This is a genomic window from Cupriavidus sp. P-10 (assembly GCF_003402535.2).
Taxonomy (GTDB): Bacteria; Pseudomonadota; Gammaproteobacteria; order Burkholderiales; family Burkholderiaceae; genus Cupriavidus.
In genome coordinates, this window is record NZ_AP025173.1 from 82,566 (window position 1) to 96,433 (window position 13,868).

Annotated in this window: 18 protein-coding genes; 13 read left to right on the forward strand and 5 right to left on the reverse strand. The window is 61.7% G+C overall.

Going from position 1 to position 13,868, the window contains the following annotated elements:
* Positions 1-29 precede the first annotated feature (29 nt).
* The 10 genes from CTP10_RS41495 to CTP10_RS37985 all read left to right on the forward strand — a co-directional run bounded on the left by CTP10_RS41495 (position 30) and on the right by CTP10_RS37985 (position 7,895).
* Positions 30-269, forward strand: a complete 240-nt coding sequence (locus CTP10_RS41495; RefSeq protein WP_442875270.1) for a DUF7696 family protein — start codon at positions 30-32, stop codon at positions 267-269.
* A complete protein-coding gene (locus tag CTP10_RS37945; protein ID WP_058698141.1) occupies positions 218-1,510 on the forward strand; it encodes a recombination directionality factor in 1,293 nt (430 codons plus the stop codon). Before CTP10_RS41495 ends, CTP10_RS37945 begins: the two co-directional genes overlap by 52 nt.
* 106 nt (positions 1,511-1,616) lie before the next feature.
* On the forward strand, positions 1,617-3,029 hold the full coding sequence (locus CTP10_RS37950; RefSeq protein ID WP_058698140.1) for a metallophosphoesterase family protein: 1,413 nt from the start codon (positions 1,617-1,619) through the stop codon (positions 3,027-3,029).
* Between the two features lie 164 nt (positions 3,030-3,193).
* Positions 3,194-3,706 (forward strand): hypothetical protein, encoded by a 513-nt coding sequence (locus CTP10_RS37955; RefSeq protein WP_058698139.1) that lies wholly within the window; start codon positions 3,194-3,196, stop codon positions 3,704-3,706.
* Complete coding sequence (locus CTP10_RS37960) at positions 3,694-6,021, forward strand: AAA family ATPase (RefSeq protein ID WP_058698138.1); 2,328 nt, start codon at positions 3,694-3,696, stop codon at positions 6,019-6,021. Before CTP10_RS37955 ends, CTP10_RS37960 begins: the two co-directional genes overlap by 13 nt.
* Before the next feature lie 181 nt (positions 6,022-6,202).
* Positions 6,203-6,436: a hypothetical protein gene (locus CTP10_RS37965; RefSeq protein ID WP_058698137.1), complete on the forward strand. Its 234-nt coding sequence runs from the start codon at positions 6,203-6,205 to the stop codon at positions 6,434-6,436.
* Between the two features lie 49 nt (positions 6,437-6,485).
* On the forward strand, positions 6,486-6,923 hold the full coding sequence (locus tag CTP10_RS37970) for a DUF29 domain-containing protein (RefSeq protein ID WP_058698136.1): 438 nt from the start codon (positions 6,486-6,488) through the stop codon (positions 6,921-6,923).
* Positions 6,924-6,937: 14 nt separating this feature from the next.
* Positions 6,938-7,117, forward strand: a complete 180-nt coding sequence (locus CTP10_RS37975; RefSeq protein WP_058698135.1) for a hypothetical protein — start codon at positions 6,938-6,940, stop codon at positions 7,115-7,117.
* Positions 7,118-7,130: 13 nt separating this feature from the next.
* The gene (locus tag CTP10_RS37980; RefSeq protein WP_081050300.1) at positions 7,131-7,601 is read left to right on the forward strand and encodes a hypothetical protein; all 471 of its coding nucleotides are present in this window, start codon (positions 7,131-7,133) and stop codon (positions 7,599-7,601) included.
* Between the two features lie 15 nt (positions 7,602-7,616).
* Positions 7,617-7,895, forward strand: coding sequence for a hypothetical protein (locus CTP10_RS37985; protein ID WP_058698133.1), 279 nt, complete (start codon positions 7,617-7,619; stop codon positions 7,893-7,895).
* Positions 7,896-8,535: 640 nt separating this feature from the next.
* On the opposite strand, the gene CTP10_RS37990 is transcribed toward CTP10_RS37985, so the two are convergent.
* The 5 genes from CTP10_RS37990 to CTP10_RS38010 all read right to left on the reverse strand — a co-directional run bounded on the left by CTP10_RS37990 (position 8,536) and on the right by CTP10_RS38010 (position 12,333).
* On the reverse strand, positions 8,536-9,090 hold the full coding sequence (locus CTP10_RS37990; RefSeq protein ID WP_143010729.1) for a DUF6283 family protein: 555 nt from the start codon (positions 9,088-9,090) through the stop codon (positions 8,536-8,538).
* 16 nt (positions 9,091-9,106) lie between these two features.
* Complete coding sequence (locus CTP10_RS37995; protein WP_081050318.1) at positions 9,107-9,652, reverse strand: hypothetical protein; 546 nt, start codon at positions 9,650-9,652, stop codon at positions 9,107-9,109.
* 904 nt (positions 9,653-10,556) lie between these two features.
* Positions 10,557-10,988, reverse strand: coding sequence for an HU family DNA-binding protein (locus CTP10_RS38000; protein WP_058698129.1), 432 nt, complete (start codon positions 10,986-10,988; stop codon positions 10,557-10,559).
* Positions 10,989-11,119: 131 nt separating this feature from the next.
* Complete coding sequence (locus CTP10_RS38005; protein WP_058698128.1) at positions 11,120-11,371, reverse strand: hypothetical protein; 252 nt, start codon at positions 11,369-11,371, stop codon at positions 11,120-11,122.
* A gap of 8 nt (positions 11,372-11,379) precedes the next feature.
* Entirely contained in the window at positions 11,380-12,333 is a 954-nt protein-coding gene (locus CTP10_RS38010; RefSeq protein ID WP_058698249.1) for a tyrosine-type recombinase/integrase, read from the reverse strand.
* Between the two features lie 585 nt (positions 12,334-12,918).
* On the opposite strand from CTP10_RS38010, the gene CTP10_RS38015 reads away from it, so the two are divergent.
* The 3 genes from CTP10_RS38015 (at position 12,919) to CTP10_RS38025 (ending at position 13,814) form a co-directional block, all read left to right on the forward strand.
* The gene (locus CTP10_RS38015; RefSeq protein WP_233528059.1) at positions 12,919-13,149 is read left to right on the forward strand and encodes an XRE family transcriptional regulator; all 231 of its coding nucleotides are present in this window, start codon (positions 12,919-12,921) and stop codon (positions 13,147-13,149) included.
* A gap of 86 nt (positions 13,150-13,235) precedes the next feature.
* Positions 13,236-13,526: a DUF2188 domain-containing protein gene (locus tag CTP10_RS38020; protein WP_081050317.1), complete on the forward strand. Its 291-nt coding sequence runs from the start codon at positions 13,236-13,238 to the stop codon at positions 13,524-13,526.
* Between the two features lie 66 nt (positions 13,527-13,592).
* Complete coding sequence (locus CTP10_RS38025; protein WP_081050298.1) at positions 13,593-13,814, forward strand: DUF2188 domain-containing protein; 222 nt, start codon at positions 13,593-13,595, stop codon at positions 13,812-13,814.
* Positions 13,815-13,868 lie beyond the last annotated feature (54 nt).

Below are 13,868 nucleotides of genomic sequence, written 5' to 3' on the forward strand. Positions count from 1 at the left end.
TGGTTCGTCGGCGTCCGATGTACAAGGACATGCCGGCAGCCTGGCGCAACCTTTGTGAGGCGGCACACGTCGCAAGTCTTCCGGAAGCCGCTCGTGCGGCCTTCCTTTCCACCGTAACGACCCAGCGCGGGGCAGACACAGCCTTGCGCCTACGGGAGCATGGTGCGTCCATCCGGGCGAACGTCGTTCGATTTCTCTCAGAAAGGAGAATGAACGCATGCATGCACCCATTACCTACAGCGGCTTCGACGGACCGAGAAGCCTTCTAGAAGAGCGGCCCATGCGGCCGCCTATCATCGGCAAGATCCGGCCGGGAATCAAAGTCCTGACTCGCAAGGCCCGGGAGAATCCCGAAGCCGTGCGAATCCATGACGCGATGCTTGCCCAAGGGCATTCATTTGAGTCGATCGGCATCCAGATCGAGCGCAAGACCCAATTGCGCAACGCCCTCGTGCCGAAGAACGTGCCATGGTTTACCTGTCGAGGATCGGACTTCGCGAATCCTGCCGTAGCCGACGACATCCTACAGCGCTACGGCGAAGACCGCGGCGATGGCAATGGCCTGAAGCTATGGCGCTTCCCCGTGGTGTTCGCCTTCGATGACTGGCTGCGCAACATGCCAAATGAGCTGGTGACGTACACGGCCAGCGGCAGGCAGTTCTTTTCGGAGTACGGACCGGACGGCTTGCGCTACTGCAAGACCTACGCGCTGGTGCAACGCGATGCGCGAGCCAATCGTGCGAAGCGCGTGTGGGGTGGTCGACCTGTCATCCTCCGTCAGGACGATGCTATCCCGGACGGCCGGTGCGATCCACACAGCTGCCCGCAGTACCAACAAGGCTTCTGCAATCTGTCTGCCTCGTTCTTGTTCGCAGTTCCGAGCACTCGGGGCCTGGGCTTGATCGAATTGCCGACAACGTCAATTTATGTCCTGCAGAAGGCGCACGCGGCCATGCAGACTGTCGCGCTGGCACGTGGGCGTCTGGTCGGGGTCCAGTTCTTTCTGAGCAAGCAGGAGGTCGAGATCAGCCGGATCGAGCCTGAATCCGGCAAGCCGGTTCGGCAGATGCAGTGGCTCATCACCCTCGATGCGGATCTCGATCTGGCCGGGCTGCTTGACGGCTCCGATCGGCCGGAGCTCGCGCATGTCGAAGCCGCGCAACACGCGATCGCAGCGCTCGAGGGCACACCGGAAGTGTCGCAGCAGCGTGAGTCTTCAGGCGATTCTCCGCCAGAGGATGAGCGTGCGTTGCCCGACGCGCAGGCCCAGCACGCGGCCGATGAAGACCTGGCCGCGGAGTTCAACGAGCTCGCCGGGCGCCTCGGCTTCGGCAACGAGCAGGATCGCATGGATCTGCGTGTATTTCTGCAGAACAGCTTTGGCGCCGGATGGACGAAGCGGCCCGAAGCGGTTCGGCAGGTGGTGAACGACATGCGCATTGCGTTGGCGAATAACCCGGTCGCATACCGCGAGCAGGTGAAGGCTATCGCCGCCGAGATCTCTCCCTGAGCCTGGCCTGCGTGCCGGCTCGACTTATGGACGCCCGATGGTGTCCATGCTTCCTTTCGCTTCGCTGGCCAATCCGGCGGCACATTCCCTATCCATAGGAGGTTCCATGCTCAACGAAGGCGAAAGCCTGCGTCTGGGTCATTTCTCAGACCTGCACTACTCGCCCAGCCATCTGGCCGAGGCGGACCATTGCTTTGGCTTTGCGGTCGACGATGCGATTGCGTCGGGCTGCCACGTCGGGGTCGTGTCGGGAGATTCCACCGATCATCGTCTTGACGCGCACACGCCAGCGTTGTCCGCGCTCGCACGGCAGATTCACCGGCTGTCGGCCCACATGCCCGTCCTGCTCCTGCAGGGCACTTACAGTCATGAGCCACCGGGCACGCTGGACCTGTTCCGACTCATCGGTGCGCACCATCCCGTATACGTAGCCGATCGCATCCATCAGGTCGCGCTGTGCGCGGGGCAGTTTGTACCGTCGGACGGCCCGGTTTTCTCGCCCGCGGAAATCGACGTGCTGATGGCCCAGCACGGCATGCCCGAAGTGGTCTTCACCTGCGTGCCGACCGTCAACAAGGCGGTACTGGCTGCTGCCGCCGGCGTGGCCAACGCAGCGACGGCGGTGGGCGACCAGCTTGCCCACTACCTGGCCGCGGCTGGCGCTATCAATCGCCAATGGCGGTCATGGGGCGTGCGCACGGTCGGCGTGTCGCACGGCACGGTGAACGGCTGCCAGACCGAGCACGGCGTACCCATGGCCGGCTTCGACCATGAGTTCACCATTGGCGCGCTGTTCGAGGCCGAGTGTGACGCCTTCATGCTTGGCCATATCCACCGCGCTCAGCAATGGGAGCGGGAGGGCAGGGTAGTGGCATATCCCGGCTCCATCGGGCGATTCCACTACGGCGAGATCGGGGAGAAGGGATACCTGCAGTGGCAGGTGACCCCCGGACATGCCACGGCCTCGTTGGTGGCCACGCCTGCACGCGCGACGGTGTGTGTGGACTTCGATGGCCCGCCGGACATGGCAAGGCTCGCCGACATTGCCATGGAAGCCGCTGAGAAGTTCGTGCGCATTCGTTGGACGGTCAACGAGGAGCATCGTCAACTGGTCGACCGTGACGCGGTTCTAGCGCTGTTCGGAGAAAGCGCCGAGGTCAAGATCGAGACGCGCGTCTTGCCGGCCGTGCGTAGCCGCGCTGAAGGCATCAGCCGGGCGGCCAGTCTGCCGGAAAAGCTCTCCCGCTGGGGTGAGCTGACCGGCGTTGACACTGCCCCGTTGGTAGACCGTTTGACCATGCTGGAAACGCTCGATGCACAGTCGATCGCGGACGGCGTGCTCGCCCAACTGCGCGAGGCTGGTGCGCATGAGCATCCCCGAGCGGAAGTGACACCAAGCGGTGTTGAACGCTCCGACCCGAGCCCGGACCCCGTGGCGGTTCTCGCGTCGGCGCCGCTGGCCGACCAGTCAAGTATGGACTGGCTCACCGATGACCTGTTCGCGGGGCAACCCGCCTAACCCTCTGAACATGCGAGCCCTGTTCCGACAGCCGTGAGTGGCTGTCGAAACCCGGTTTCACCCGCGTCGTTGACGCATCGACCAGCAGTATCCATTTCTTTTCTATCTACCCAGACGTGGTGCTTCCCGTCCGGGGCGCGCTCCGTCCTACCCTGGAGTGCAACATGATTCTCTATCACGCCGGTCCGAAGTGGCTCCATGTTGAGGAAAGTGCCATGACCCGCACGGATCTGGCCAAGCGGTTGTGCGAGAACCACCAGTTCACGCAATGCATGATGTATGAGCCGTTCGGCCGCGGCCGCGGCGCAGTGATTGCCAAGCGCGATCACATACTGGTCATGGCGATTGCCACCGACGGTGGCAACACCTGGTACTCCGTGGCACCGTCCAAGGAGCTGCAAGACGTTATCTGGTCTTTTTCGAACGGCTTTGCCGGACAGTGGAGCGCATTGGAGCTCAGGGCCATGACAGGCCTGGACGACTGGAAGGCGCTTCTGCAAATGGCCGGAGTTCAGTTTGCGGCGGCGGTGCGTTCGGTCGAACGCGCAATCGCGGGCCAGCCGGAGCAGGATGTGCCGGCCGCGGCCGAGATGCCGGTGTTTGATGGCGGCGCCATGGAGCTCCCGTCTGACTATCTCCACTCCTTTGGCGCGGAGGTCCTCGAATGCGCCCATTGAAACTGACCCTCGCCGGCTTCCACGGTATCCGCGATGGCATGCACCGGGACAGCGTTACGGTGGATCTGACCGATCTGCCGGCTGGCCTGATTGCAATTGTCGGCCCCAACGGCGCCGGCAAGACCACGATCATGGACAACCTGCATCCGTATCCGCTCATGCCGAGCCACGCAACGAAGATGTCGGCCGACGCTTTCTCGTACTGGGACCACCTCTGTGCCCCGCGCGCGGAGAAGGACCTGGAATGGGAGCACGGCGGCAAGGTTTACCGGTCGGCATTCGCGTTTCGCAACCCGGGCAAGAGCCGCAAGGCGGAGTACTACCTGTTCGAGAAGAGCGCGACGGGCGACTGGAGCCCGGTGCAACTGTCTGACGGCACCGTTTCCGATGGCAAGGCCGACACGTACGGCCGCTGCCTTGACTCGGTTCTGGGATCGGCCGAAGCCTTCTTCACCAGTGTGTTTTCCGCGCAGAACCGGCGGCCGCTGGCAAGCTACCAGCCCGCCGAGATCAAGAAGCTGCTCGCCGAGCTGCTCGGGATCGATCACCTGCGCGAGCTGTCCGCGAAAGCGGGCGACGTGGCCAAGGCGCTGAGCCGTGCTCTGGATGGGCTGCAGCGGGATGTACTTGTGCTGTCTGGCAAGCGCGACACCGTGGCAGCGATGACCAGGGAGATTCAGGAGATCGACCAGGCCCTTGCTGCTGAGCGGACGCATCGTACGGAGCGGCTCAACCGTGGCAGCAAGCTGGAGCAGGAACGCGCCACGCTGGCTGCCAAGCAGGCGGCATCGGCCGGCACTGAAGCCCGGTTGCGCGAGTTGCATCAGCGCAAGCGGGAGTTGATGGCACGTGGCCAGCAGCTTGCCATGGACGATCGCACGGCGATTGCGAAGGCGACTGCGCGGCAGCGGGACCTTGAGCATACCCTGGCGACGAGCCAGGCAACCCTTGCGCAATCCGAGGCGATCACCGCCGCGGGCGCGCAACAAGATGGCGTGCAGATGGCCCTTGGCCGTCGGCAAGCGGAACTTGCCGAACGGCAGCGGGAGCTGGCCGAAGTCGAAGCGCTTGCGACGCGGCATGCGGGGCTGGTAAGTGAGCTGCGCGGGATGGAGCAGCGCGGCTCGGTGGCGGCACAGCTGGCGCGGACCCTCAAGGCCCAGACCGATGTCATGGATACCGTGCCTTGCAGCGGCCACCCAATGCACAGCCAGTGTCCGTTGCTTGCGCAAGCCCGCGAGGCCAAAGGCCAGTACGAAGCCCAGGCTATCGTGGTGACCAATCTGCGTACCAGCTACAGGGATAAGCAGGAAGCCCTGAGGCCAATGGACGCGGCATTGCAGCGCCTGCCGGCGGCTCGTGAAGCGGTGGCATCCCTGCAGCGAGACATCGCGCGAGACAATCAGCAGCTTCAACGCCTGACTGCCCTGGCGGCTCAGAGACCGTTGCTTGACACCGCCGCCGCTGCGCTTGGGAAGGCACGGGGCGACCTGGCAGCCCTGGCGCAGGAGGAGACTGAACGGAAGGACCGGCTCGTCCGGGATCTCCAGGATGTTGAATCCCAGCTGGCTGTGATGCAACGAGAGGTTGACACGCTGGCCGTAACCGATGTGACGGGCCTGATTGCGGACCTCGACCGCGACATTGCGGGCGTCCGGGAAGGGGTCAGCGCGGCCGACGGCAAGATCGAAACATTGATCCGCCGTCAAAGTGCGCTGGCCACTGAACGTGACCGGATCGAGCGGGAGCTTGGTGGTTTGCCGGGGCTTGAGTCGCAGGTGCAACGCCTGTCCGACGAAATCGCGCAGTGGAAGCTGCTCGGCAAGGGGCTCGGCAACGACGGCGTGATCGCGTTGTCGATCGATGATGCGGGGCCAGCCATTACCGGCATCGTCAATGACTTGCTGCTCGCCTGCTATGGGCCGCGATTCACAATCGCGATCCGGACGCAAACGACGCTGGCTAGCGGGGAAGCCCGGGAGGGGTTCTCGATTGCGGTACTGGATGCCGATAACGATAGCTCGAAGGAGTTTTCCGTGATCAGCGGCGGCCAGAAGGTGTGGATCAACGAATGCCTGACGCGCGGTATCGCCCTGTATCGGGCGCAACACGCGCGGCAGTCCTTTCAGACGCTGTTCACTGATGAAGCGGACGGTCCGCTGGATCCGGAGCGCAAGCGCGCCTTCATGAAGATGAAGCGTGAAGTGTTGCGGGTTGGCGGATATGAACGGGAATTCTTCATCTCCCAGACGCCGGAGCTGGTTGATGAGGCCGATGGCATGATCGACGTCACGGCGCTTGCTGCCGGGGCGTAATCGCCTTCTCTATTTCAATCCATGGCCGGTTCCGAAAGGGACCGGCTTTTCCATTTCTTCTGACAGAAAACTGGAGCAACCATGGGTGAGGGGCCCAGCTTTCATAGCTCGGACGGCTCCAAGGCGGCATGGGAGAGCCGTGTGCTATTCTTGGTGCACAAGTGCACCTAAGCGCGAAGTTATGAACGAAGTCAAAGAGGATAACGGCGCGGAGCTGCGTGCGCTGATCGTGCAAGCCGGCATCACCCAGGTGGAAGCGCTGGCGTTGGTCAACAAGGGGCAAGCCTTTCCGATTTCCCTGTCCACTTGGAAATCATATCTGGCAGCACCGGACAGTACGCGGCGGCGTAATTGCCCGGATGCGGTCATCAATCACGCCAGGAAGACGATCGGGAAGCCAAGCGAGCGCGCTTGACGTGGTGCACGTGTGCACCTGGCATTAAGCCACATTTGATGGAGCCGTCATGGGTACGGCCTATGAGAAGGATGTGGTGGCCTGGGCAGGCGAGCAGGCCGCACTGCTGCGTGGGGGCAAGCTGTCGGCCATCGACGTTCGGCACATTGCAGACGAGATCGAGGACGTGGGCAAGAGCGAACAACGCGAATTGGCAAGCCGCATGTCCGTGCTGCTGGCGCACCTGCTGAAGTGGCAGTTTCAGCCTTCCCGCCGCAGCAAGAGTTGGCAGTTCAACATTCGCACACAGCGCAAGGAAGTTGCCTACGTGCTGAATGAAGCCCCAAGCTTGCGGGGTAAGTTCAGCGATGCTGCGTGGCTCGACATCGTATGGTCAAAGGCCCGCAGCATCGCGAGCAATGAGACCGGCCTGGATCTCGATGTCTTCCCGGAAGCGTTGCCTTGGGCTGTTGATGACGTGCTCTCGCAAGATTTCCACCCTGAATAACGGAAAAGCAAAGCATGGCACAGACCCTCGATGCTTTCATCGCCGAGCTGCGCAGCGATGTGGAGCGATTCGAGCAGGCTTACCGCGCGCGCGTGGTTGAGAAGCCGGATCAGTATCCGCTGAGCCTGCCGGATGGCCAGGAAGGGTTGTGGTTCGAGTTCTTCTTGGACTTCGTGACCAACGATAACGTTTGAGACGGAAAAGAAATTGAACAACGTCATCCTGACACCGGCGATAGTGGCAGCTCTTGTGAGCGACTGTCTTGGAACAGTGAAGGTTCTTGGAATCGTTGGTCGGTGCCGAACGGGAAAGACCTTGTCGTTGAAGCAGTGGACGGAAGAAACACGTGCACAAGATGGCTTGCGAGTTGCGTATGCCGACAGCCAGACGCTACTGATGAGTGAGAAGGTTGAGGTCGATTTCGAAGGCAAGGTGCGGGGTGCTACGGTAGGTCACTACCCGATGTTCGATTTTAACGGTGCTGATATTGTGGTCGTGGATGAGCCGCTGCAGAACCGGGAACTTGTGGAGAGGCTGTTTGCACACGTCGATCCCAGCGGGGGCGCTTTCATGCACCGGCTGATGGTACTGCCACTCCAGACTGAGGATTCCATTGAGCGCTTTGGCATCCCACGTTCGGCGGTTCGGCTGTACTCGGTCGCCGGTCTGCCGCTCTAACATAGGAAAAGAGCGATGCTCCTGCACTACGAGACCGAAGCCGATGCGCACGCGGCGGCGATGCGATTGCGCGCCATGGGGCCACATGCGCGGCGGCTACTCGAAGAGTGCGTGGAAACGCAGGAACTGAAGCGCAAGAAGGTATCAGCTGCGGCGCAGATGCTGTCCGACTCCGGTTTCATTTTCATCCGGGACAGCGGCGATATGTGGCAAGCAGAAGTCACGCTCAGTCCATCGCTGGCAGGGGAGGAAGCACTAGAGGCTCTAGAGTGGAACGAAGAGCGCTTGCGATGACGATGCTGCGATCGAAGCCGATGTACCGCGAAACGGATAAGAGCAATGGGTGCGAGCGATGGATTGGATGTGGGGGATGAGTTAGAAGCGAAAGCGACATCTAGGACTGGAGTCGAAGACGGTAAGCCCGTATTGCTCCACAAGGGGGGCAAACACTACAAAGTCGTTTTCTGTGGGCCACCACGGTTGTAGTCGTCGATGAGACGGGGACCAAGCAATGAGATTGATCGCGTGGATGCCTTCCTTACGACCTTCCATTGGCATCTGTTGGAGGTTGGGTCGCGCATGCACAGCAGTTGAGGCTCATGATGTTCGAGGAGCCAGAGCTGCCGCCGCCTGAGCGTGTGCCGCGTCAAGACGCAATTGGAAGCGGCGCAGGCCGCATTTGATCGGGCGGTACGGGAACACGGTGCCGATTCCTGCGTCGAGCTTCAATTCATGGCGGAGGTCCTCGCGCCGGTGCCGGATCTGCTACTGCGCTCCCGGTATCGCGCGGCTGTCCTGAAGCAGCGCGGTTGACAGGAAAAGGGGCAAGCGCGACGAGCGGCTCACGGCAAACACCAGTTCAGGTTGACGGCGAGACTATCGTAAGCGCTCGTTTGAGCACACCAACACCAGTTAGCGCTGGGTATTGAGACGGCTACTGACTCTCCAAAGATTTTGTAGAAGCCACAACTTTCCGACTTTGGATCGTCATTCGTGTAGGCGTGCCGTCAATCGCGCGTGCTGCTTGCCCCGTTGAAGAGTGAGGCGATCCCACGGGGCGGCAATGCTGAATAACGCTGGCGTTGGATCCCCCGATCTTGACTGCCGACTCATCTCCTTTGGCCTCGTCTTCAAAATTCGACGTCGCACGCAGCTTGTCCAGCACTTCCCGATAGTTGTCATGCAGTTCCGGCCAGTCCTCGCCAGGCTCTAGTGCTGCTGGATCAAGCCGACCGGAGACCACTGCCAGGCGCACCGCGGGATGGCGGTGTCCGACTTTCGCCAGCCATCCAGCGCACGCGAACTCCTCTCCTTGCCGGGATTGATGACACGCAAAGATACTGGCTCCAAAGTCCGGCCCCATGCCCCGGTGGTCAGGGCATGTATCAGCCAGCTTTTCGGCCAGCTCGAGATCGAAGTTTGGAATGTCTCCCGCACCCGCAGCGCGACGCCAGGGACACGATGCACAAGGTTTGCCTGGTGTTTTCATAGTTCAACTCTTGCCCTTACTCTCCAGCTGGGACGTACTCCGGAAATCCAACTTCTTGCGTCCAGAAATGCAGGCGCGGCCAGGCAGCGACACCGTTACGCTCGCGAATCGCGCAAAAGCCGGCGTGAGCGAGTCCGTGTACTCCAATGTAGGCGCGCATCTGCAGCGCCAGCCGGATTGCCTCACCATCACCACCGTACTCGTCGTCTCGAACAATCTCTTCGCCGGGCAGCCCCAATTCGGTACCCGCTGCCCAAGCCCATGCAGTGGCTTCTGGATCCGAGCATTGAATGACTGCACGATAGAGGGGATCGTCCGGATACACACCTGCCTCATCGACGACCTTCAGCATTTCGCGATGACCTGCATAGAGGTTTCCGTTCATAAGTGATCGGAAGCGCCGTGGTGTAATGGCCAGATGCCCCGCTTCGTGCAGAATTGTCGAAATCCGGCACGCAGGATCTACATGTAGCGCACCCTGCGCGATGCAGCATCCTTCGGAGAAGCCGGTTGCGCCGTCTTCGTATCGGGCAGGAACCCCGATTCCATTGAGGAAATGCATCACCCTGTCACGCGTTTCCGGGGCGTCAATTTGATAGTCCGGTGACAAGCTTGTCCGCATAAGTGATTCTCTTCCCCCCGCCGAATTTGCTTACCTGGACCGTATTGTAGCCGGTAGAATCCCCTGTCAAGCGAACCGCTTTTAGCCGTTCGAGTGGCCGCATTTCCGACAGTTCAAACACCGTGTAGCGGGTCAATATAGGTCCGCTGCCAGGCAACGCACGACGTTGCGAGCGACTGTGGTCGACCGACGACGCTTACGCGAACGCGCCGGGATATGCGACCGATTGGCGTTGGCACACGTTAAATCAGGCGCTATCGTGCAATGGCCGTCACGAACGGTGTCGCGCCGGATGATCCTTCCCTTGCCGCGTGCCGGGACTGACTGCATAGAAAAGGCCATGGAACACATCGCGGGATCGCTACCGTGATGGGCGACCCGACGTTTGAGCTTTGGCTTCCCCGTGACGACCGCACAGGCATGAGCGAGATGCAAGCTAAGCTAACGGAGCGCGAAGTCATCGACCATCTCTTTCGGATGGCGACGACGAGACTTCGATGGCACCTCCGAAATTTTGCCCTACCCGTGTGGAAGGAATGGCGAAATCTGACTGAGTGCTTTGCGTTGTCTGATCACGTCTACACGCAGTATGGATGCCTGAAGGGGATGGGGCGCGATGAAATCGCCCGGCGCACTTCATACAAGGATCGCCTCGGGCTAACCCTTGAGTACGACATCGATGCGTTGCGCTTGCGGAGGTGCTTTTCGAGGACCTGCCGGCAACCGGGGCTGGCATGGCGGCAAGTTGCTACGCCGCAGCCCTCGCCCTTCTAAGTAGGGATCCAATGCAAAAAAGCCCCGAAATCGCGAGTCGGGGCTTTTTTGTTCGCGGGAATCGTCGCGATTACGCTGCGGCGTCCTTCAGCTTCTTCAGCGGACGCACCTTGACCTTGACGCTGGCCGGCTTGGCCGCAAACCATTGTTCCTGGCCGGTGAACGGGTTCTTGCCGAACCGCTTCTTTGTGGCCGGCACCTGGATGGCCGCCACTTTGAACAGACCCGGCAGGGTGAATTCGCCGGCGCCCTTCTTATGGATCGCGCTCACCATGGTGTTTTCGAGGTGGGACAGCACAGTCTGAACGGTCTTCTTGTCCAGCTCGGTCTGGGTGACCAGGTGGGCGAGTAGGCTCGACTTGTTGAACGTGTCCTTCAGAGGCTTGGCGACCGGGGCGGCTGCGGCAGCCTTCTTGGCCGGAGCGGCCTTCTTTGCCGGAGCAGCTTTCTTTGCTGCGGTCTTCGTTGCAGTCTTTGCTACGGGTTTCGCTTTCGTGGCCATAGTCGTGTCTGGTTAGAAAAAAATGCGCGCCTGTAAGCGATTTAGGGTGGCGCACCGGCGAAGAATAGCAAAAGCAGGCGCGTATGCAAGAGGGAGGGCCCGATATCGTGTGCGCGCCAAGGGTTGCTCGATCAGCCGATCCTGAGCGCGCGGGAAGCGCGCCGGATGCGTGCAGCTGCCGCTCTCGCGGAGTCGCCCACTGCATGCCAGTCGTGGTGCCACCATGCGATAACGCTGGCAGCGGCCACGGTGTCCTCGGCACGGACGACGGCAATGACTTCCTCCGCGACGGCGGCCCACCAGGCCGCACCCTCACCGTCGCTCGCCCTTGGGTCGATCGCACGGCGGTAAATGACCTTCACAGTGTCCAGTGGAATATCCATGATCTTCCTTATTTGGCCTTTGCTGGCGCGTCAGGCGAGCTATCTTGGTGCATTGGCTCGTCCGCTGCCGGCAGTGTCGCAGCAATTCGGTCACAAGTGCGATGGCTGGCCAGCCCCAACATGCGGCTGACCTCATCACGTGAGCTGCCTGCCAGGAGATGGCGCCGGCAGAAGGTATTGCGCAACGTGCGGGGGCTTGGCTCTGCACCGGAGAACCCCATTGCGGCAAGTGCTGTGGCCACGATCCGACCGAAGCTCATGTCGGTGATCGGTCGACCATCGGGGGTGAGCGTGAATAGTAGGTCGCCCTCGACGGGGAGGATCGAGCGGCGCGCGCACCAAGTCCGCAATACAGGTATCGCGAAGTCGGCGAGGTGAACCGTGTGCGCGTCCCGTGCGCCGTGCGCCGACACAAAAAGATAGGGCGGGCTCGCATCCGGAATCAGATCCCTCAAACGCGCTGCTCGCGCTTCCCCCGCTGTAATACCCGTTGCGAGGAATGTCGCGACGATCGCGCGGCTGCGCAAGCCGGCCAGATCCTCGGCAGGCGATAGCAGATAGGCCTGTAGCCGCGCATCCTCAGCCTCATCAAGGAACAGGGGTGTGGGTTCTTCGTCTGGCCAGCGCTCAGCAAAGAGAAGTGCGGCCGCTGGGTTGTCCTGCCGCACGCCGGCGAAGACCAGATGCCGGCACAGGCGGTCCAGCAGCTTCACATACCGCATGCGGGTAGCCTGGGAGTACGACCGGCCGTCGGTCGTCTGCCAGAACGCGTCGACATCGGCGGTGCCAAATGAGGCGATGGTCGAGCCCCTGGTCATCACGTGTCGGCGGAAATGCTCGAACATTGCCTGATGTTGGACGATCGAGCGTGCTGAGAAGGGGCGGCGATCTGCGCCGGCCGCCTCACGCGCCTGCCAGTCGCGATAAGCCTGGGTCGGGTTGCTGAGCCAGAGGGAGTCCATTTGCGCCATACCCGCTGTTATATACTGAAATTATCTCATCTCCCACTCGTGCCGCCGCTTCGCGGCGTGTATTGCTTCCAAGAGAGGGTTCGGAACCGCGGCCTGCCATAGCAGTTGCGGCGCGCGGCAAGTTTTGCGCGGGTGCAGGCATAGCGTGGATAGGTGGCATCCAGCATGTCCGCGATCCGCTCCAAGCGGAGCTCCTGCGTGAAGCAGCACGCGAGCAGGCATTCCCAGGCGCAGTAGCGCATGATTTCCTGTAACAGCGCATACCGCTATTCGGGCGGAAACTGGAGATTGCCGACCTTCGCCCACACCTTCAGACCTGCATGGGCTAACGCCACGAGTTTGTCGGGCGGGGCTGGCCAGTTTCCTTCGGCATAGAGGGCCGCCACAGCGTTGTGGAGTATAATTTCACGTTCATGAAACAATCGTGACGAGCAGCTTCCACGCTGACCTCTCTTCTTCACGGGACGGGCCTCCATGCCGCGACCACTACCTGATCCGACGCCGCCTTCGCGCGCGACAATTCGCGCCATTCACCAACTGGGCGAGCGCATTCGAGCCACGCGGGCAGGGGAGGGGATGCCGATTGACCAGGCGGCAAGGCATTGCGCTGTCTCGATCGGCATGCTGTCCAAGCTGGAGAACGGCAAGGGCGTCAATCTCGAGCACGCCCTGCGTGTGCTGGACGGCCTGGGTTTGACGATGCTGGTCGTACCCAAGGCGCATGCGCCTTGGCTCGAACAGGCAGCGGCTCATGCGGCCAAGATCGGCGATGCGGCCAGGGATCAGCATGCCTGGCTGGAAGGCTAGAGACGCCGATCAGGACGGGCGTCATGCCCGGGTGCGGTCTTCGACCGGTACGGAAATGCCATTCGCTTGGCATGCTGACGCGCCTTATGCCTTGCTGGGCCATCCGATTCAGTGCCGATCCTGTGGGCGGCTTTTCCCCGGCTGCGGCGTGGGCGGCCGCCCATGCGTGCGGGGAAAATCGGCGAAGAAGCGCTCGTTGGGGCGGTCGCATTCGAGGGCACGGACGGCGGTCACACTTCCCTAGCGAGGAAGAGGCCATTGCCGCCGGGACAGAAAAGGCCAACCAAGACAAGGTCGAACTGCTGATCCATGGTCGGGACGGTCAGCTCCGCGAGCGCAACTCTTTCGGCAACGATCCACGCTCGATCAAGGGGTGATACGCTTCCCCCACGGGGTGGCATCTGGCGTCGCGGCATGGCCTGCGGCGATCTTTGGAGCTTCTGATGCCTGCAAACAGTATTAGCGTCGTGCCGGCCGAACATCAGTGGGCGCTACAAATAGACGGCACACCGGAGCCGCGTCAGTTGTTCCCCACGCTAGAAGCCGCGATTTGTGCCGGCTGGGCCAGAGCTCGTCGAGAGAATATCGAGCTTCACATCCAGCCGCTAGCTGGCAGCGTACGACTGCGCGCGGAGAGCGTCAATCCGGCGGACGTGGTTGGATAGGGCAGTCCGACATGGCGGCTATCGCCCGCCTCGGACGAGGCGGATATCGCTGGC